This is a genomic window from Streptococcus sp. HMSC066E07 (genome assembly GCF_001814695.1).
Taxonomy (GTDB): Bacteria; Bacillota; Bacilli; order Lactobacillales; family Streptococcaceae; genus Streptococcus; species Streptococcus hominis.
The window spans coordinates 1-19,073 of the sequence record NZ_KV817410.1 but is presented as its reverse complement, the minus strand read 5'-3'; the positions used below and the strand labels follow the sequence as shown (position 1 = coordinate 19,073).

Here is a 19,073-nt window from a genome sequence, read left to right as displayed (position 1 = left end):
CTTTTCTTTTCTATTTTATGTTACACAAACGATTTATAAAGTGATATAATAGATTAGATTGCAAAATCTTGAAATGAGGAAAATCATGCAACATGTATTCATCATAGGAAGTCGTGGCCTTCCTGCTAAATATGGTGGATTTGAAACCTTTGTTGAGAAATTAGTGGAGAACCGCATATCTCCTCAAATCCAATACCATGTAGCTTGTTTATCAGATGATGAAGCTTATCATCATTTTGATTGCAAAGGCGTAGACTGTTTTACGATTAAAGCACCAAAACTTGGTCCAGCTCGTGTTATTGCTTATGATATGATGGCAATCAACTACGCACTTACATTAGTCAAGCAACAACAGATTGAGCGTCCTATTTTCTATATCCTAGGAAATACAATCGGAGCTTTTATCGCACCTTTTGCTCGAAAAATTCACCATGCTGATGGTATCTTTTATATCAATCCTGATGGACTTGAGTGGAAACGTGCTAAGTGGTCTAAGCCCGTTCAAAAGTACCTCAAATATTCTGAAAAAGTGATGACCAAGCATGCAGATTTGGTGATTTCGGACAATCAAGGAATTGAAAGCTATATCCAGAAAGCTTATCCGTGGGCTAAAACCACTTTTATTGCCTATGGAACCGATTTACGCTTGTCATCTTTAACTGCTCAGGATGAGAAAGTCCGACACTTTTTTGACACGTGTGCAAGTAAAGAAAAACATTATTATTTGATTGTTGGGCGTTTTGTTCCAGAAAATAACTATGAAATCATCATTCACGAGTTTATGAAGTCACAGACGCAGCGAGACTTGCTGATTGTCTGCAATCATCAAGGCAGTGCTTATTTTGAAGAACTACAACAAAAAACAAATTTTGACCGAGATGAGCGGATTAAGTTTGTCGGTACTGTTTATGATCAAGATTTATTGAAGTATATTCGCAATCAAGCGTTTGCTTATATTCATGGTCATGAGGTCGGCGGCACCAATCCTGGTCTCTTAGAAGCCTTAGCTCAGACAGATTTGAATTTGATCTTGGGTGTGGACTTTAACCGACAAGTGGCAAAAGAAACAGCTCTTTACTGGGATAAGAAAGAAAACAGCCTAGTTGATTGCATTCATCAGGTAGATAAACAGTCCGACTTTTCAGATCTAGGTCAAGCTGCGAAAGAAAACATGAAAGAACACTACACTTGGGAAAAAATTGTGGGTGAATACGAGGAATTATTTTTATCATGAAAGTGACTATTCTCATGTCCACCTACAATGGTGAACGGTTTTTAGCAGAACAAATTGAAAGTATTCGGCAGCAGACCCATACAGACTGGCAGCTGTTAATCCGAGATGATGGTTCTAAAGACAGGACGCGTGAGATTATTCAAGATTTTTGTCAAAAAGATAATCGCATTCATTTTGTGAATCCTGATAGCGTTGAAAATCTTGGTGTTATCAAAAGTTTCTTTTATCTTTTGAAATATCAAGAGTCAGATATTTACTTTTTTAGCGATCAAGATGATGTCTGGCTACCTGAGAAAGTAGAAATGCAGCTAGAAGAAGCGATTAAACACGATACCAGTCAGCCTTTGCTGGTTTACACGGATTTAAAAGTTGTAGATCAAGAGTTAAATGTCGTACATGAAAGTATGATTCGTACACAGTCTGACCATGCAAACACGGAACTGCTCCAAGAATTAACAGAAAATACTGTTACAGGCGGCGTTTCGATGATTAACCAAGCTCTGGCTGACTTGTGGACAGGCCAAGAAGCTCATGATCTTCTCATGCATGACTGGTATTTGGCTTTGCTGGCAGCAGCTTTTGGTCATTTAGTCTATATAGATCGACCAAGTGAATTGTATCGGCAACATTCAAATAATGTTTTAGGTGCAAGAACACTCAGAAAAAGAATGCAAAATTGGATTCGCCCGCATATCCTCTTTGCAAAATATTGGAAATTGATTCAAGATAGCCAAGAACAAGCAAGGAATTTATTAGCTTTGCCTTTGGCTACTCAAAATAAAGAACTGATTGAAAATTTTGTGACAATCATGGAAGTCCCGTTTATGGAACGCTTGCGTCGTCTTCAAAAATATGGTTATCGAAAGAATCGTGCCTTCCACACTTTTGTCTTTACAACACTCATTCTTACAAAATTTGCTTATAAGGAGTAATGATGGACTTATTTAGTCGAAAAAATATGATTCTCTTACGCGAGATGATTAAAACAGATTTTAAATTACGGTATCAAGGAAGCTTGATTGGGCATTTATGGTCCATTTTGAAGCCCTTGCTCTTATTTACGATTATGTATTTAGTTTTTGTGCGCTTCTTGAGATTTGATGATGGAACGCCACATTATGCTATCGGTCTTTTAATCGGTATGGTAACTTGGAATTTCTTCTCTGAAGCTACAAATATGGGGATGATGTCTATCGTTTCTCGTGGTGATTTGCTTCGGAAACTGAACTTTTCAAAAGAGATTATTGTTATTTCTTCAGTTGTTGGTGCAGCAATTAACTACTCTATTAATTTATTGGTCGTTTTCATCTTTGCTTTGGTTAATGGAGTAGCAGTATCCATTGGCTGGCTTACAGTTATTCCATTATTTGTTGAATTGATTTTATTTTCAACAGGAATCGCTTTTGTGTTGGCGACGTTATTTGTTAAATATAGAGATATTGGTCCGATTTGGGAAGTGGTGATGCAAGCAGGAATGTATGCGACACCTATTATCTACTCTCTTACCTTTATTTTGCAACGTGGTCAGGTAACAATTGCAAAACTCATGATGCTAAATCCTTTGGCACAGATTATTCAAGATTTGCGGCACTATATTGTTTTTTCAGGAAGCATGCGTGGCTGGGATTTAATTGGTCATAAAGGTGTTGCTATGGTACCCTATATTCTTCCTTTCTTTATCTTTGGAATTGGGTATTATATTTTCCACAAAAATGCTAAGAGATTCGCGGAGATTTTATAATGTCAGATAAAAAAATTGCAGTAAAAGTTGATCATGTCAGCAAGTATTTTAAACTTCCTACTGAAGCAACGCAAAGTTTACGTACCAATTTAGTCAATTATTTTAAGGGAATTAAAGGCTATACGGAACAACATGTTTTAAAAGATATTAACTTTGAGGTCGAAGAAGGTGATTTCTTTGGGATTGTTGGCCGTAATGGTTCAGGAAAGTCCACTCTTTTAAAAATCATTTCTCAAATTTATGTCCCTGAGAAAGGAAAAGTCACTGTTAATGGGAAAATGGTTTCTTTTATTGAACTTGGTGTCGGCTTTAACCCAGAATTAACTGGACGTGAAAATGTCTATATGAACGGTGCCATGCTTGGTTTTACAACAGAAGAAATTGATGCTATGTACGATGATATCGTTGATTTTGCTGAGTTACATGAATTTATGAATCAAAAACTGAAGAATTATTCAAGCGGAATGCAAGTTCGTTTGGCGTTTTCGGTCGCGATTAAAGCACAAGGTGATGTTCTCATTCTTGATGAAGTTCTTGCAGTCGGTGATGAAGCTTTCCAGAGAAAATGTAACGATTATTTCTTAGAACGAAAAAAATCTGGGAAAACAACCATTCTTGTTACGCACGACATGGGCGCTGTTAAGAAATATTGCAATAAAGCTGTTTTGATTGAGGACGGATTGATTAAGGCGATTGGAAATCCGGATGATGTTGCGAATCAATATAGCTTTGATAATGCGATTCAACCAACACAAGAAAAAGCTGCTGCTTCAGAGAATAAAACGAAACAAGTTGCATTGGTTGAAAATTTTGAAGTAAAATTGTTATCTCCAAATCAAGTAACACCAGACGATGAATTGAAGTTTGAATTTACTTTTACACAGCTTCAAGATATTAAGACTCATATTGCTATGTCGTTCGTTGATATAAACACTAATTATGGCTATTACAATGATAATTCTATGGATTTAAAAATTAGTGGAACAGGAGAAAAGAAAGTCATCTATACATGCAAACTTCCTTATTTAAATCATGCTCGTTTAAGATTGGAAGCAACCATTCGTGATTCTGACAAACGTGTTTTAGCCTTTGCCGTATCTTCAAAAGCTCCAATCGTCTTTATTGAACGGAATGATATTCCAGAGGATGACGAATCAGCACTAGATTCGGCAACAGGTTTACTTGTTAGAAATGGAAGTTGGCAAGAATCGCACACATAAAACTTTACAAAGCGAGGGCTTAATATGGTAAAGCGTATTTTATTTATCTCTCCAACTGGAACTTTAGATAATGGAGCCGAGAAATCAATAACGAATTTAATGGTTTATTTATCTGAAATAGGCTATGACATTTACAACGTCTATCCTGAAAACGGGCACCCAACTCATGCAAGTTATGAAAGCAAGCTGTCGAATGCCAATGTTCATTTATTTCCACTATCTACGATAAAATGGTGGTGGGAAGAAGCACCAGGCGATCGTCTCTTTTCTAAGGAAGAAAGGGTAATATATTATCAAAAGAATATTAAAGAAATACGGGATATTATTGTTGAGCAAGATATTAATTTAGTTATTTCTAACACAGCAAATGTTTTTCAAGGAGCTGTAGCTGCAGCCTGTGAGAATATTCCACATTTTTGGCTTATTCATGAATTTCCAGAGAGAGAATTTCAATATTATACTAAAAAAATGAATTTTATTTTTGAGAATTCGGATAAAGTTTTTTCTGTACGAGGAAATCTAGCTCAAACATTAGCTGCGCTAAACAACAATCCTGCTAATTTAGAAACATTTATTCCTTACACACAATTTACATCTGAAGTTTTGGGCAAGTCTAATCAAAGAAGAATCGTATCAATTGGTGTCATAAATGAAAATAAAAATCAAATTGAGCTTCTCAAAGCCTATAAAAAACTGAGTCGCTATGATATTCCCTTAATTTTTATTGGCGGCTGGCAAAAAGAGGCGAAAAAGGAATGCGATGCTTTTATTGAGAAGTATGAATTAACTAATGTCCAATTTTTAGGTTATAATGACCAGCCGTGGACAGAAGTGACAGATTCAGATATTTGTGTGTACACCTCTAAATCCGAAGCCTTTCCTCTTGTTTTCATTGAATCTATTTTAAGGGGAGTTCCTACAATAGTTTCAAATAATAATGGCTATAAATCAGTGAAAGAGTATTTTGATGTAGGTACAACCTATCAGCTAGGAAATATTGATTCATTGGCTGATGAGATGGCAGATGTTCTTGAAAATTTCGATATAAATAAGAGTAATGCAGTTCTTGCAAGTGAGAGAGCTAAACAGCTTTACACGCTTGATAAGTGTTATGATAATTTACTTGCACATCTAGCATCTCTTTCAACAAGAACAGAGAAATCACTACAAGCTATTAGCTCCTTGCTAGGAGAAACGTTGCCAAATCATTCCATATTGAATATAAAGAAGCAGCGTATTACGATTTTTTATGCACGGGCAGATGAAGAATTTTCGGAAACAAATAGTCTGAAATTCCCATTACAGTATGCAGATGAGCTTTATTTTCAGATTCCACATGAAGCAGCTAGATTGAGAATTGATTTATCTGAGATTCCCAATTATTATAAAAACGTTAGTCTAAAAACTTATCATAAACAAACAGAGTTGAAAGTTGCCTTTACAAACGGACTCTTGCTTTCTAATGAATTGCTTTTCGGGAAAAATGATCCTCAACTTCATTATCAGATTGATGATGTTGAGGATTCAGAATTTCTTTTTTCGTATGAAATGAAAGATATTTCTGATCCTATGAAAGAAGGTTCAGTTTTGACTGAACTATCAGAGGCGAATGAAGTTAACCAGAAATTGCTGGAGAACATTACGAATTTGGAAGAGCGTATTCACCAGTTAGAATGTAATTATCAAGAATTAGTTCATGAACACAATGCGGTTATAGGGAGCCGACGCTGGATAATTCCGACTAAAATTATTAACTTCTTTAGGAGAAGACAATGAAACGATTATTAATTTATGTTCATTTTAACAAATACGACCATATCAGTCGACATGTATTTTACCAAATTGAACATATGCGACCTTTATTTGAAAAACTTATTTTTATTTCAAATAGTCAGTTAAGCCTATCTGAAGTGGAAAAACTTCGTGACAAAAAGCTGATTGATGAATTTATTCAACGTGAAAATACTGGCTATGATTTTGGAGCTTGGCATGATGGCATGGCTTTAGTCGGTTTTGATAAGTTGAAAGAATATGATTCAATTACCGTAATGAACGATACCTGTTTTGGTCCACTTTGGGATATGGAACCTATTTATCAAAGATATGAGTCTGATCCAGAAGTAGATTTTTGGGGAATGACAAATCATCAAGAAGTAAAACAAAGAAATCTGTTCATTAATGAGCATCTTCAATCTTATTTTATTTCTTTTAAAAAGAGAATCGTTCAGTCAACTGTATTTCAAAACTTCTGGCAATCAATTGAAAATTATATAGATGTACAAAAGGTTATTGATAATTATGAGACCCAGTACACTAAGAAATTTGTAGATGCAGGTTTTAAATACCAGACAATTTTGGATACAGTGCCTTTAAAGGATGACTTCTTCCATAGTAACTTCACAATTCATTATCCGCATGTTTTGTTGGAAAATCACGTTCCTTTTATTAAGATAAAAACGTTTGATTTAACTCAACATTTAGCCCCTTACTTACTGCAAGAGATTGAAAAGGTATCAGATTATCCGACAGAATTTATTTTATCTCACATGTCTGATATGAGTTTACCAACGCCTCCATATTTGCTTGATAGAAAAGTATTAAAAGATAATCAACTTCAGTATTCAAATCAAAAGAAAGTTGCGGTGCATCTCCATACTTATTATGTAGATCTTTTGGAAGTGTTTTTAACGGCTTTTGAAAATTTTCATTTTGATTATGATTTGTTTTTGACAACAGATTCTGAGAAAAAGAAAGCAGAAATTGAGAAGATTCTAACAGAACGTGGTAAGGTAGGCAAAGTTTATATTACTGGAAATCTCGGTCGTGATGTTATTCCGATGTTAAAACTCAAAAATGAACTATCAAAATATGATTATATTGGTCATTTTCATACGAAAAAATCTCCAGAATATCCGCATTGGGTAGGAGATTCATGGAGAAATGAACTTTTTGATATGTTAATCAAACCGGCGGATAAAATTATGGCTAGTTTGGAAAGTGATGAACGGTTAGGTTTAGTTATTGCTGATATTCCAACTTTTTTCCGTTATACAAAGATTGTTGATCCGTGGAATGAGAATAAATTTGCAGATGATATGAATTTACTCTGGGAACGAATGAATATTAAACGGTCTATAGATTTCAATCAATTAAATACATTTATCATGAGTTATGGAACCTTTATTTGGTTCAAATATGATGCTCTAAAGCCTTTATTTGATTTGAATTTGCAAGATGCTGATATTCCAGCAGAACCATTGCCTCAACATACCATTCTACATTCCATTGAGCGAATTTTAGTTTATTTAGCTTGGTCTCAACGTTATGACTATGCAATCTCTAAAAATGAGATTTATATCACTCCTTTTGTGGATAATATCGTTTTAAATATCCGTCCAGATACCCTGCCAAATACATATATAAACTTTGACAATATTGGCGGCATTAAAGGTGCTCTGAAATATATCTATCGTGGACCAGGGAGTGCTGTTAAATATTTGCTGAGAAGATTAAAAAGAAGAATTATTTCTTGAAGCTTTTCAAGTTGATTTTATCTTATAACAAACATTGAGGAAATTTCTTTATTAAAGACTACTTAGATTTGTCTTTTAGTAATTAAGATAAATCAATTTTATTGGGCAATCATTATGAAATTTTTAATTAAATATTATAGACAATTTAGTATATTGTTAATCAGCTTCTTATTTTTTAATGTAATAGGGGCTTGTTTAAATTTTATATTAGAAGAAAGTAAAAATATAACAATCAATTCATATCTAACGCTAGGCTTGTTATGTGTACTAGCAGTAGAAATATTTTTAGGATATGTTATATCAAAATTTGTAAATAAAAAATTATATGCTTTTATATTATTTATTTATATTGGCTATTTAATTTTTTCTTACTTGCTAGAAATGTCTATGCATTTGACGGTATCTTCTTATAATCTATGGGATTTTAAAGCTAATCACTTTTTACAATATAATTCGCTAGTTTTTATTATTCCTACATTGTTGATAGCAATTATTTTTAAATATATTCCTAAATTAAATAATATAAAATTCAATAGTTTGAGAATTGATAATGAAAATCATGATATTTTAGAAACATTCTTTTTATCACAGATATTATTGAATTTCGTATTATTAGATAGTAAAACATTAAACTTTCTTAAGCAGACTAGTTTTTTAAAGAAATTTATTGTTAATAATAAATTTCAAATAACCGATTACTTCGCTTTCTCTTTAATAGGATTACTGGTTTATTTAACGATTCTACTTATCATTCCTAGTTTTTTCTCAGTAAAAGCAATAAAGGATATTTGTAAAAATAAAGCTAGTTTTTCAGTTGCGAGCTTATTAAGTCTATTATTTGCGATTGTTTTTAATTTTACAATACAAAATAGTATAAGAGGGGATGCAGAATTTCGCCTTTCAACAGGAGCAACTCCATTTCAAATTATTATTTTCTTTGTTATTTTTTTGATTATCTATCTAATATTTAATCGTTTTTTAATTTCTACAATATTTATCTTATTAGTCATTAGTGGGGTGACAGTAGCAAGTAGCCTTAAATTCCAATTTCGTCAAGAACCGATATTACCTAGTGATATAGTTTGGTTAAAGGAGCCTAAACTACTATTAGAATTCATTAACGGATTTTCGTATATAGTATATCTTTTACTAGGACTTCTTGTAATAGTAAGTTTGTATTATTTTTTCAGAAACAAAATATTAGCAAGTAAGATCATACAAAATTACAAATATCGTTTCTCTATTTTGATGTTAACTGTAATATTTCTAACCTCAATTGTAGGGATATTTGCAAATAGAAAAGACGGTAAAATTCAAGAGAACATACCTATAATTTCTGTTCTTAATAATTATGAAGATTTGAATTGGTATGGAAACACGATAAATGCTCGCTCTCGTTCACTTGCATTTGTTTGGTTATCGCAACTGTCAGACAGCACCATGTATAAACCTCAGGGTTATAGTGCCGAAAAAATTAAAGCAATTGAGCAAAAATATCAAAAAGCTTCTCAAATTTTAAATACAGAACGAACAAATAAGATAGAAGAACAAACGGTTGTTTACATATTGAGTGAAAGTTTTTCTGATCCTGCTCGTGTTGAAGGGGTTAAGCTTTCTCAAAATCCTATTTCAAATATTCAAGACATTAAGAACCAAACTACGAGTGGTTTAATGAAATCAGATGGCTATGGTGGTGGAACAGCAAATATGGAGTTTCAATCGCTAACTGGTCTACCATTCTATAATTTGTCACCTAGTATTTCTGTTGCTTATACAGAAGTTGTTCCTAAAATGAACAAATTTCCTGTTATTAGCGACCAATTTGAAGCTAAGAATCGTATCGCTATTCACTTGGCTGCCCCAACAAATTATTCTAGAAATGTTATTTATAAATCTCTAGGGTATTCTAAGTTTGTTAGTTTAATAACAAAAGGACTAGATGTTCATTATCAAGGAGTAAATTATAGTGATAGTTCCTCTTATCAATTAATTCTTGATAATATGAAAGATAGCCAAAATCAATTTTTCTCTGTTATGACGATGCAAAATCATTCTCCTTGGAAAGAAGAAGAACCAAATAATATTGAAGCTTCTAATTCAAATTTTTCTAGTGATGAAAATGACCAATTAACTAACTATACTCGTTTATTATACCACACAGATGTAGCCACAAAGGATTTTCTTGATCAACTTTCAAAAATAAATAAAAAAATTACAGTTGTTTTTTATGGAGATCATTTACCAGGGCTTTATCCACAGTCGACTTTCAAAAATAATCCAGAGAGTCAATATTTAACAGACTATTTTGTGTGGAGTAATTATGAAACACCTAAATTGGACTATCCAATTGTAAATTCAAGTGACTTCACAGCTCTATTATTAGAACAAACCAATTCAAAAGTATCACCTTATTATGCTTTATTAACAGAAGTTTTACACAAAGCAAGTGTTGATAAAAAAGATTTGGATGAGGAGGGGCGGCAAATTGCAGAAGACCTGAAACTTGTTCAATATGATATGGTGGCGGGTAAGGGCTATTTGTCAAAAGATTTTTTTAAAGTACATAGTGAGTAAAAAGCTATAATAAGTAGCTCTACAAATCTCTATAGTTGGCTAAAAATTCAACTATGGAGTTTTTTCTTATGAAATAAGTTATGAATAGAATATAACAATATGTAAAATTGATTTTGTCATTATTTTTTGTCGAAAAGAATTCTTCATCTTTTTATGGCATAAAAAGAAATTGACATCAAGAACAATAAAATTTTCTTTGGTATGTTAAAAGTTAAGATGCTTTATAGATTTGAAAACAGATTTAATTACTAAACGAGTTAGAATTAGTTAATTCAATGATTACAACAAAGTTAGAACCCAAAACAAAAGGACTAAATCCAATACAGGCTTCAGTCCTTAAATCAACTATTTTAGCTTTCTTTTTAGTTTTTAATCAAAATAGAGCAGATCTTTACTTGTATTTGTAAAGACTTCAAAGCCATCTTTTGTAACATGACCGCAGTCTTCGATACGAACGCCAACTTTTCCTGGAATATAAATTCCAGGCTCGACAGAGAAACACATACCTTCTTCGATAACCATATCATTTCCTTCCATGATAGATGGAAATTCATGTACGCTCATACCGATACCATGTCCCAGACGATGATTGAAATATTCACCATAACCGGCTTTTTCGATGACTTCGCGTGCTGCGCGGTCTACTTCATGAGCTGTTACTCCGGGCTTGATGAAGTCAAGAGCTGCCCGTTGAGCTTCAAGCGTTAGATTGTAAATGTCTTTTTTAAACTGATCTGGTTTTCCAACAGCAACTGTCCGTGTCATATCGCTGGCATAACCATTGACCATACAGCCAAGGTCAAATAGAAGCAGGGCATTGTTTTCGACTTTGTTTGCACCAGGAATGCCATGCGGATTAGCAGCATTATCACCTGTTAAAACCATAGTTTCAAAGCTCATCTCATATCCGAGTTGTTTGATACCAAAGTCAATTTGAGCAATAATATCTGTTTCTGTTTTATCGAGAGAAATAGTCTCAAAACCAATTTTAACAGCTTTATCTGCGTATTCTCCTGCGACAAACATTTTCTTGATTTCATCGGCTGATTTGATGAGGCGCATACGATTGATACATGGGGTTAAGTTTGTAAATTCAGCTTGTTCAAAAACGGTCCGCAATCCATTGTATTTGGTCAAAATCAAGTTATCAAATTCAACAGCAGTTTTGCGGGCGCTGTCCGCTGGTAAGGCTGCTTTGATTTTTTTCCAAGGATTCTCAGAGTCAACATAACCTAGAACCTTGAAATCAACAATTACACTAGCACGTTCTACTTCAAGAGCAGGAACAAAGAGTAGTGGTTCATGATTTGTGAAAATAAAAAGAAACATCTGACGTTCATGAGGGTCGCTATAAAATCCTGTTAAATAATTAATCGTGACAGGATCAGAAACTACGGCAACATCTGCTTTTTCTGTTTCCAGATAAGAAATAATTTGATTTATTTTGGTCATTCTAGTACCTTCTTTCTACCCCTCTATTTTTGCAAAAAAATAGGTAAAAATCAAGAGGACAGTAAGAACTTTTTTTCACTTCAGAAATTTTACAGATTGGGTACATTTTTCTTGTAAAATCATTGGTAAAATTGCTAAAAATTTGCCTAAAAAACAAGATTTTTCAAAAAGTTATCAAAATGCTTGAAAGTGTTTCCAATAAGTGATAAAATGAGTTTGGTAGGAATGTGAAAACGATATTTTCAATATAGAAAGGAAGAAGCATGAACACAGACGATACAGTAACCATTTATGATGTCGCGCGTGAAGCGGGAGTTTCAATGGCAACCGTTAGCCGTGTGGTAAATGGAAATAAAAATGTAAAGGAAAATACAAGAAAAAAAGTCTTGGAAGTGATTGACCGCTTGGATTACCGACCAAATGCGGTAGCGCGTGGTCTTGCTAGCAAAAAGACGACGACTGTTGGAGTTGTCATTCCAAATATCACAAGCAGTTATTTTGCAACGCTTGCAAAAGGGATTGACGACATTGCAGAGATGTATAAATACAATATTGTTTTAGCAAATAGTGATGAAGATGATAACAAGGAAGTTTCTGTTGTCAATACTCTGTTCTCAAAACAAGTAGATGGTATCATTTTTATGGGCTATCATTTGACAGAGAAGATTCGCTCCGAGTTTTCTCGTTCGCGGACGCCAGTTGTGCTTGCAGGCACGGTTGATGTGGAGCATCAATTACCAAGTGTGAATATTGATTATAAGCAAGCAACCATGGATGCAGTTGAACGTCTTACAAAAAATAATCAAAAAATTGCTTTTGTAAGCGGACCTTTGGTGGATGATATCAATGGTAAGATTCGTTTAGCTGGCTACAAAGAAGCTTTGAAGAAAGCCAAACTTACTTATAGTGAAGGATTGGTTTTTGAGTCAAAATACAGCTATGATGATGGTTATCAATTAGCAGAACGGGTCATTGCTTCCAAAGCCACAGCAGCTTTTGTGACTGGTGATGAGCTGGCGGCTGGGCTGTTAAATGGTTTATCAGACAAGGGTGTAAATGTACCAGAAGATTTTGAAATCATCACTAGCGATGATTCGCAGGTAGCACGCTTCACTCGTCCAAATTTGACAACTATTGGTCAACCTTTGTATGACCTTGGTGCAATTAGTATGCGCATGCTGACTAAGATTATGCACAAGGAAGAGCTGGAAGAACGCGAAGTAGTATTAGCTCATGGTCTTATTGAGCGCCGTTCAACAAGAAAGTAAGTAGAGTTAGACAGAACTTGAAATTTTCAATTTTAAGTTTGTTGTCCAATCATTTTGCTACTCGTTTATTATGAGAGTAGTTTATGTCTGAGATACTAGTGTCTCAGACTTTTTTGTTTTCAAGAGGCTTTATACCTTTGTGGTTTTATTTTTTCTATCTTTTGGGTATAATAGAAGATATGAAAGTATTACTGTATTTAGAAGGTAAAGCGGTTTTGGAAAAATCAGGCATTGGACGAGCTTTGCAACATCAGATGAAAGCTCTAGATTTGGCTGGAATTCCCTACACGACCGATTCTTCAGGAGATTATGATGTGGTTCATATCAATACTTATGGGCCTAGAAGTTTGCGACTTTTGCACAAAGCAAAAAAACAAGGGAAAAAAGTGATTATGCATGGGCATTCGACTAAAGAAGATTTTCGCAATTCCTTTATCGGGTCAAACTTTTTTGCGGAAGCCTTTGGAAAATATCTAGCTCACATGTACCAAATGGCGGATTTTATCATTACACCGTCTGAGTATTCCAAAAAGTTGATTCAGGGCTATGGCGTGACAACACCAATTGTGGTGGTTTCTAATGGGATTGACCTTCAGAAATATAAAAAAGATCCACATAAAGAAGAAGTATTTAGAAAACATTTTCATATCCAAGAAGGAGATAAGGTGGTTGTGTGTGCGGGACTTTATTTCAGACGCAAGGGAATAGAAGACTTTGTAGAAGTAGCACGCAGAATGCCAGATGTACGCTTTATCTGGCTGGGCAGCATTAACAAGTGGATCATTCCACGGAAAATCAGAAATCTTGTACTTTTTAATCATCCTAAAAATGTTGAATTTCCGGGTTATTTTAAAGGTGCTGTTTTTGAAGGAGCTATGAGCGGTAGCAGTCTCTTCTTTTTCCCCAGTTATGAAGAAACAGAAGGGATTGTGGTGCTAGAGGCGTTGGCTAGTCATCAGCACGTAGTTTTGCGAGATATTCCTGTATATGAGGGCTGGATTGATGAACAATCGGCTGAATTGGGACACAATGTAGATGAGTTTGTAGACTCTATCCAAAAGATTTTGGATAGAAAGGTGGATAAGCGAGAAGCTGGCTATAAGGTAGCGCAGAGTCGTTCAATTGATGATGTGGCTTATAAGCTTGTGGATGCTTATCGAGAAGTATTGGAGATGTAGCATGCGAATTGGTCTTTTTACGGATACCTATTTTCCTCAGGTTTCAGGAGTGGCAACCAGTATTCGGACATTAAAAACAGAATTAGAAAAGCTAGGACATACCGTTTTTATTTTTACAACGACAGATAAGGATGTCAATCGTTATGAGGATTGGCAGATTATTCGAATTCCCAGCGTGCCGTTTTTTGCCTTTAAAGATCGGCGAATTGCTTATCGCGGTTTTTCAACGGCTTTAGAGATTGCACGTCAATATCAATTGGATATTATTCATACTCAGACTGAATTTTCTTTGGGTTTGTTGGGTGTTTGGATTGCGAAAGAGCTGCGGATTCCAGTTGTTCATACCTATCATACACAGTATGAAGATTATGTACGTTATATTGCTAAAGGTATGGTCATTCGTCCTAGTATGGTCAAATACATTGTTCGTGGATTTATGAGTGATTTGGACGGTGTGATTTGTCCGAGCGAGATTGTCTATGATTTACTCATGAAATACAAAGTAAAAGTAGAAAAACGGGTTATCCCGACTGGAATTGAGTTGGCCAAATTTGAACGTCCAGAAATTACTGCTGAGAATATTGCTGATTTACGAGAAAAATTAGGCATTTCAAAACAAGAAACCATGTTGCTTAGCTTATCACGCATTTCTTATGAAAAAAACATTCAGGCAGTTTTAGCTGCTCTGCCAGCTGTTTTGGAAGAAAATCCAGATGTGAAGTTGGTAGTGGCAGGAGACGGTCCTTATTTGTCTGACTTAAAAGCGCAAGCCAAACGGTTGAACATTACAGATGCAGTGATTTTCACAGGAATGATTGCACCAAGTGAAACCGCATTGTATTATAAAGCAGCGGATTTCTTTATTTCTGCTTCAACGAGTGAGACACAGGGCTTGACATATTTAGAAAGCCTAGCGAGTGGCACTCCTATTATTGCTCACGGAAATCCTTATCTGGACAACGTTATCAATGACAAGATGTTTGGAACGCTTTATTATGAAGAACGTGATTTGGCAGGAGCGATTTTGGAAGCTGTTATTGCAACACCGGATTTGGATGAGAAAAGTCTCGCTGCAAAATTATACGAAATCTCTGCTGAAAACTTCGGCCGTCGTGTCTATGAATTTTATTTGGATTTAACCATTTCAAAAGATTTCAACAATGATTTGCATCCGGAAGAGTCTGTTAGTAAGCGATTAGCGAAATCGGTTATCTATCTTCCTAAAAAAGCGATTGCTCTTCCTGTAAATGGTTCAGCACGAATGTTTAAAGCGTCTAAACGACAAATCAAAAATATACAGAAATACCTGAAATAAAATTCCAAAACTAGCGAGGTGGGAAAATGAAACGCGATCTTCCTTTTTTAGCCGTACTACTCTTTTTCTATTTGTTATTTTATGGAATTGTTTACGTGATACCGATGGACGAATTGTTACGAAAGGGATTGGTGGTGAATAATGTTTTGATATATTCACCGCTGGCAACATTCCTTGTGGGAGCTGTCTATGCTGGACTATATGGTTTTTCTTGCCGTTTTTTGCTTTTAGCAACGCTTATGTTCTTTGTGACGATTATGATCTTTGGTGAATGGATTTTACTGTATCATGCAGCCTATTTTATCTGTTTATTGGTGGGGATGCTGTTAGGTTATGGGATATTTCGCTGGAGAAAGACAAGTAAATGAACATCTAGTAGTTCAGAGCATTTGCTTCTTTAGGAAATTACTACAGTAGCAGTGAAAAGTTAAGACAGGTGTATTGCGTTTCATAGTTTTTCCTAAAAATTCAATGAATGGTCTAAGACGCTTTTGTCTGGACTATTTTTTGATATGAAAGCCTGTCTTTGCTGTCATATTTTTAACATATTTGTTTTAAATTTGTAAAGTAAAGAAATGATGTGTTATGAGTTGAATTGGTAAATTTTAAGGAAAATTTGGTATAATGAAAAGATAGAAAAAGGTGAATAGAATGAAAAAAATATTAGTTGTAGATGATGAGAAACCAATCTCAGATATTATAAAGTTTAACATGGTAAAAGAAGGTTATGAAGTAGTGACAGCCTTCGACGGTCGCGAAGCGTTAGAAATGTTTGAAGCAGAACGTCCAGATATTTTGATTTTGGACTTGATGTTGCCCGAAATGGATGGTTTAGAGGTGGCGCGAACGATTCGGAAAACGAGTAATGTGCCAATCATCGTTCTTTCTGCCAAAGACAGTGAATTTGACAAAGTTATTGGTCTTGAAATCGGTGCGGATGACTATATGACAAAGCCTTTCTCTAATCGTGAGTTGCAGGCGCGTGTTAAAGCCATTTTGCGGCGGACAGATTTGACAATTGAAAATCAAGAAGCAGAAGCTGCTCTGACAGAAATTGTGATTGGAGATTTGCAGATTTTGACTGATGCTTTTGTCGTGAAAAAGCATGGCGAAGAATTAGATTTAACACACCGTGAGTTTGAATTGCTCTACCATTTGGCAACGCATATCGGGCAAGTGATGACGCGTGAACATCTGCTAGAAACGGTGTGGGGTTATGATTATTTTGGAGATGTACGGACGGTCGATGTGACAATTCGCCGTTTGAGAGAAAAGATTGAGGATATTCCTAGCCGACCAGAGTATATTTTAACACGGCGTGGCGTTGGATATTACATGAGAAACAATGATTGATAATATTAGACAATTTGTTGTATCAAAAGATTTTGTATTTGTCTTACTCATTTTAGGATTTATTTTGGTGATTACCTTGCTTTCCTTGGAAAACCGACGTGATAATGTTCGTATTCGCCAATTGAATCAAAAAGTGAAAGACTTAATTGCAGGAGATTATTCAGAAGTTTTAGATATGCAAGGTGGTCCAGAAATTACGGATATTACTAATAGTATCAATGATTTATCTGAGGTAATCCGTCTAACGCATGAAAATTTAGAGCAAGAAACTAAGCGCCTGTCGAGTATTTTATCCTATATGACGGACGGCGTTCTTGCGACCAATCGTCGTGGGCAGATTATCATGATCAATGATATGGCGACCAAGCAGTTGGGAGTTAAAGAATCTGAAGCACGAAAGATGAATATCTTAAAACTGCTGGATATCGAAGACGAATATGACTTACGAGACTTGATTACGAAAGTTCCAGAGCTGACCATTGATTCGCAGGATGAAAATGGAGAGTTTTTAAGTTTACGTGTTCGATTTGCCTTGATTCGGCGAGAATCAGGCTTTATTTCAGGGCTGGTTGCAGTGCTGCATGATACAACGGAGCAGGAAAAAGAGGAACGTGAGCGGAGACTATTTGTTTCTAATGTCAGTCATGAATTGCGTACTCCCTTGACCAGTGTCAAGTCTTATCTGGAAGCATTAGATGAGGGCGCTTTGTCTGAGCCAGTTGCACCAGATTTTATTAAGGTTTCGTTAGATGAAACCAATCGGATGATGCGAATGGTTTCAGACTTGCTGAGTTTGTCACGTATTGACAATGCTACCAGTCATTTGGATATTGAGCTGACGAATTTTACAGCTTTTATCACGTTTATTTTAAATCGTTTTGACAAAATCAGAAGTCAGAATGCTGATAAAAAATATGAAATCATTCGTGATTACCCCATTAACTCCATCTGGGTTGAAATTGATACGGATAAGATGACACAGGTGATTGATAATATCATCAATAATGCTATTAAATATTCTCCTGACGGCGGTAAGATCACAGTGAGTATGAAAACAACCGAGACCCAAATGATTTTGTCTATATCAGATGAGGGCTTAGGGATTCCTAAAAAAGATTTACCGAAAATTTTTGACCGCTTCTATCGTGTAGACAAAGCAAGAAGTCGTGCACAAGGTGGATCCGGATTAGGTTTAGCTATTGCTAAGGAAATTATTAAGCAACATCACGGATTTATCTGGGCAAAGAGCGAGTATGGCAAAGGCTCAACGTTTACAATCGTTCTGCCATATGACAAAGAAGCTGTCAAAGATGATGATTGGGAAGAAGATGAATTAGAAGGATAGCCATGAGCGAGAAAGGATTTAAGTATAGTATTTTAGCGTCAGGTTCTACCGGTAACTGTTTTTATTTAGAAACTCCAAAGAAGAAGTTGTTGATTGATGCGGGCTTGTCTGGGAAGAAAATTACCAGCTTATTGAGTGAAATTGACCGTAAACCAGAGGATTTGGATGCCATTTTGGTAACGCATGAGCATAAGGATCATATCCATGGTGTGGGCGTTTTGGCACGGAAATATCATTTAGACATTTATGCCAATCAAGAAACATGGAATGCTATGGAAGTAGCGCTTGGGAAGATTGATGTTAGTCAGAAGCACATTTTTGAAATGGGAAAAACCAAGACATTTGGCGATATTGACATTGAAAGTTTTGGTGTTAGTCATGATGCGGTTGCACCGCAATTTTACCGACTGATGAAAGACGATAAAAGTTTTGTTCTACTGACGGATACTGGCTATGTTAGCGATCGTATGGCGGGGATTATTGAAAATGCGGACGGGTATTTGATCGAGTCCAACCATGATATTGAAATCCTTCGTAGCGGAGCTTATCCTTGGAGCCTGAAGCAGCGGATTTTATCTGACCAAGGACATTTGTCGAATGATGACGGGGCAGAAACCATGATTCGTACGTTGGGTTATCGCACTAAGAAAATCTATCTAGGGCATCTTAGCAAAGAAAATAATACCAAAGAATTGGCTCATATCACAATGATCAATCAATTAGCACAGGCTGATTTGGCGGTTGAGCATGATTTTCATATTTGTGATACATCGCCAGATACGGCGACACCTTTAACAAATATTTAGGAGAAAGAATGCGAATTTTTTTCCCAATTGTCAAGTCAAGTGCAACAAAGTTGT

At 35.3% G+C, this 19,073-nt stretch carries 15 protein-coding genes; 14 read left to right on the top strand and 1 reads right to left on the bottom strand.

Annotated elements, in window-relative coordinates; genetic code table 11:
• Positions 1 to 85 precede the first annotated feature (85 nt).
• From cps2T to HMPREF2984_RS00045, 7 genes are all read left to right on the top strand, one after another.
• Positions 86 to 1,234: a beta 1-4 rhamnosyltransferase Cps2T gene (gene cps2T, locus HMPREF2984_RS00075; RefSeq protein ID WP_049533020.1), complete on the top strand. Its 1,149-nt coding sequence runs from the start codon at positions 86 to 88 to the stop codon at positions 1,232 to 1,234.
• The gene (locus HMPREF2984_RS00070) at positions 1,231 to 2,166 is read left to right on the top strand and encodes a glycosyltransferase family 2 protein (protein WP_049533021.1); all 936 of its coding nucleotides are present in this window, start codon (positions 1,231 to 1,233) and stop codon (positions 2,164 to 2,166) included. The genes cps2T and HMPREF2984_RS00070 overlap by 4 nt, the downstream gene beginning before the upstream one ends.
• Positions 2,167 to 2,168: 2 nt before the next feature.
• Complete coding sequence (locus tag HMPREF2984_RS00065) at positions 2,169 to 2,975, top strand: ABC transporter permease (RefSeq protein WP_003040405.1); 807 nt, start codon at positions 2,169 to 2,171, stop codon at positions 2,973 to 2,975.
• A complete protein-coding gene (locus HMPREF2984_RS00060) occupies positions 2,975 to 4,195 on the top strand; it encodes an ABC transporter ATP-binding protein (protein WP_049533022.1) in 1,221 nt (406 codons plus the stop codon). Before HMPREF2984_RS00065 ends, HMPREF2984_RS00060 begins: the two co-directional genes overlap by 1 nt.
• 24 nt (positions 4,196 to 4,219) lie before the next feature.
• Positions 4,220 to 5,971 carry a glycosyltransferase gene (locus HMPREF2984_RS00055; RefSeq protein ID WP_003039972.1) on the top strand — a complete coding sequence of 584 codons (1,752 nt, stop codon included), beginning with the start codon at positions 4,220 to 4,222 and terminating at the stop codon, positions 5,969 to 5,971.
• Positions 5,968 to 7,728: a rhamnan synthesis F family protein gene (locus HMPREF2984_RS00050; RefSeq protein ID WP_003040103.1), complete on the top strand. Its 1,761-nt coding sequence runs from the start codon at positions 5,968 to 5,970 to the stop codon at positions 7,726 to 7,728. Before HMPREF2984_RS00055 ends, HMPREF2984_RS00050 begins: the two co-directional genes overlap by 4 nt.
• Positions 7,729 to 7,842: 114 nt before the next feature.
• Positions 7,843 to 10,302, top strand: a complete 2,460-nt coding sequence (locus HMPREF2984_RS00045; protein WP_049533023.1) for an LTA synthase family protein — start codon at positions 7,843 to 7,845, stop codon at positions 10,300 to 10,302.
• Between the two features lie 369 nt (positions 10,303 to 10,671).
• On the opposite strand, the gene HMPREF2984_RS00040 is transcribed toward HMPREF2984_RS00045, so the two are convergent.
• The gene (locus tag HMPREF2984_RS00040) at positions 10,672 to 11,754 is read right to left on the bottom strand and encodes a M24 family metallopeptidase (protein ID WP_070669932.1); all 1,083 of its coding nucleotides are present in this window, start codon (positions 11,752 to 11,754) and stop codon (positions 10,672 to 10,674) included.
• Between the two features lie 263 nt (positions 11,755 to 12,017).
• On the opposite strand from HMPREF2984_RS00040, the gene ccpA reads away from it, so the two are divergent.
• The 7 genes from ccpA to HMPREF2984_RS00005 all read left to right on the top strand — a co-directional run bounded on the left by ccpA (position 12,018) and on the right by HMPREF2984_RS00005 (position 19,019).
• Positions 12,018 to 13,022 (top strand): catabolite control protein A, encoded by a 1,005-nt coding sequence (gene ccpA, locus HMPREF2984_RS00035; RefSeq protein WP_049533025.1) that lies wholly within the window; start codon positions 12,018 to 12,020, stop codon positions 13,020 to 13,022.
• Between the two features lie 179 nt (positions 13,023 to 13,201).
• Positions 13,202 to 14,200 (top strand): LTA glycolipid anchor biosynthesis glycosyltransferase, IagA/BgsA family, encoded by a 999-nt coding sequence (locus HMPREF2984_RS00030; protein ID WP_049533026.1) that lies wholly within the window; start codon positions 13,202 to 13,204, stop codon positions 14,198 to 14,200.
• Position 14,201: 1 nt separating this feature from the next.
• On the top strand, positions 14,202 to 15,515 hold the full coding sequence (locus HMPREF2984_RS00025) for a glycosyltransferase family 4 protein (protein ID WP_070669930.1): 1,314 nt from the start codon (positions 14,202 to 14,204) through the stop codon (positions 15,513 to 15,515).
• 26 nt (positions 15,516 to 15,541) lie between these two features.
• On the top strand, positions 15,542 to 15,883 hold the full coding sequence (locus HMPREF2984_RS00020) for a hypothetical protein (RefSeq protein WP_049533028.1): 342 nt from the start codon (positions 15,542 to 15,544) through the stop codon (positions 15,881 to 15,883).
• A gap of 283 nt (positions 15,884 to 16,166) precedes the next feature.
• A complete protein-coding gene (yycF, locus tag HMPREF2984_RS00015) occupies positions 16,167 to 16,868 on the top strand; it encodes a response regulator YycF (protein WP_059220602.1) in 702 nt (233 codons plus the stop codon).
• Complete coding sequence (vicK, locus tag HMPREF2984_RS00010) at positions 16,861 to 18,213, top strand: cell wall metabolism sensor histidine kinase VicK (RefSeq protein ID WP_049533030.1); 1,353 nt, start codon at positions 16,861 to 16,863, stop codon at positions 18,211 to 18,213. The genes yycF and vicK overlap by 8 nt, the downstream gene beginning before the upstream one ends.
• A 2-nt stretch (positions 18,214 to 18,215) precedes the next feature.
• Positions 18,216 to 19,019: an MBL fold metallo-hydrolase gene (locus HMPREF2984_RS00005; protein ID WP_003027672.1), complete on the top strand. Its 804-nt coding sequence runs from the start codon at positions 18,216 to 18,218 to the stop codon at positions 19,017 to 19,019.
• Positions 19,020 to 19,073: the final 54 nt, after the last annotated feature.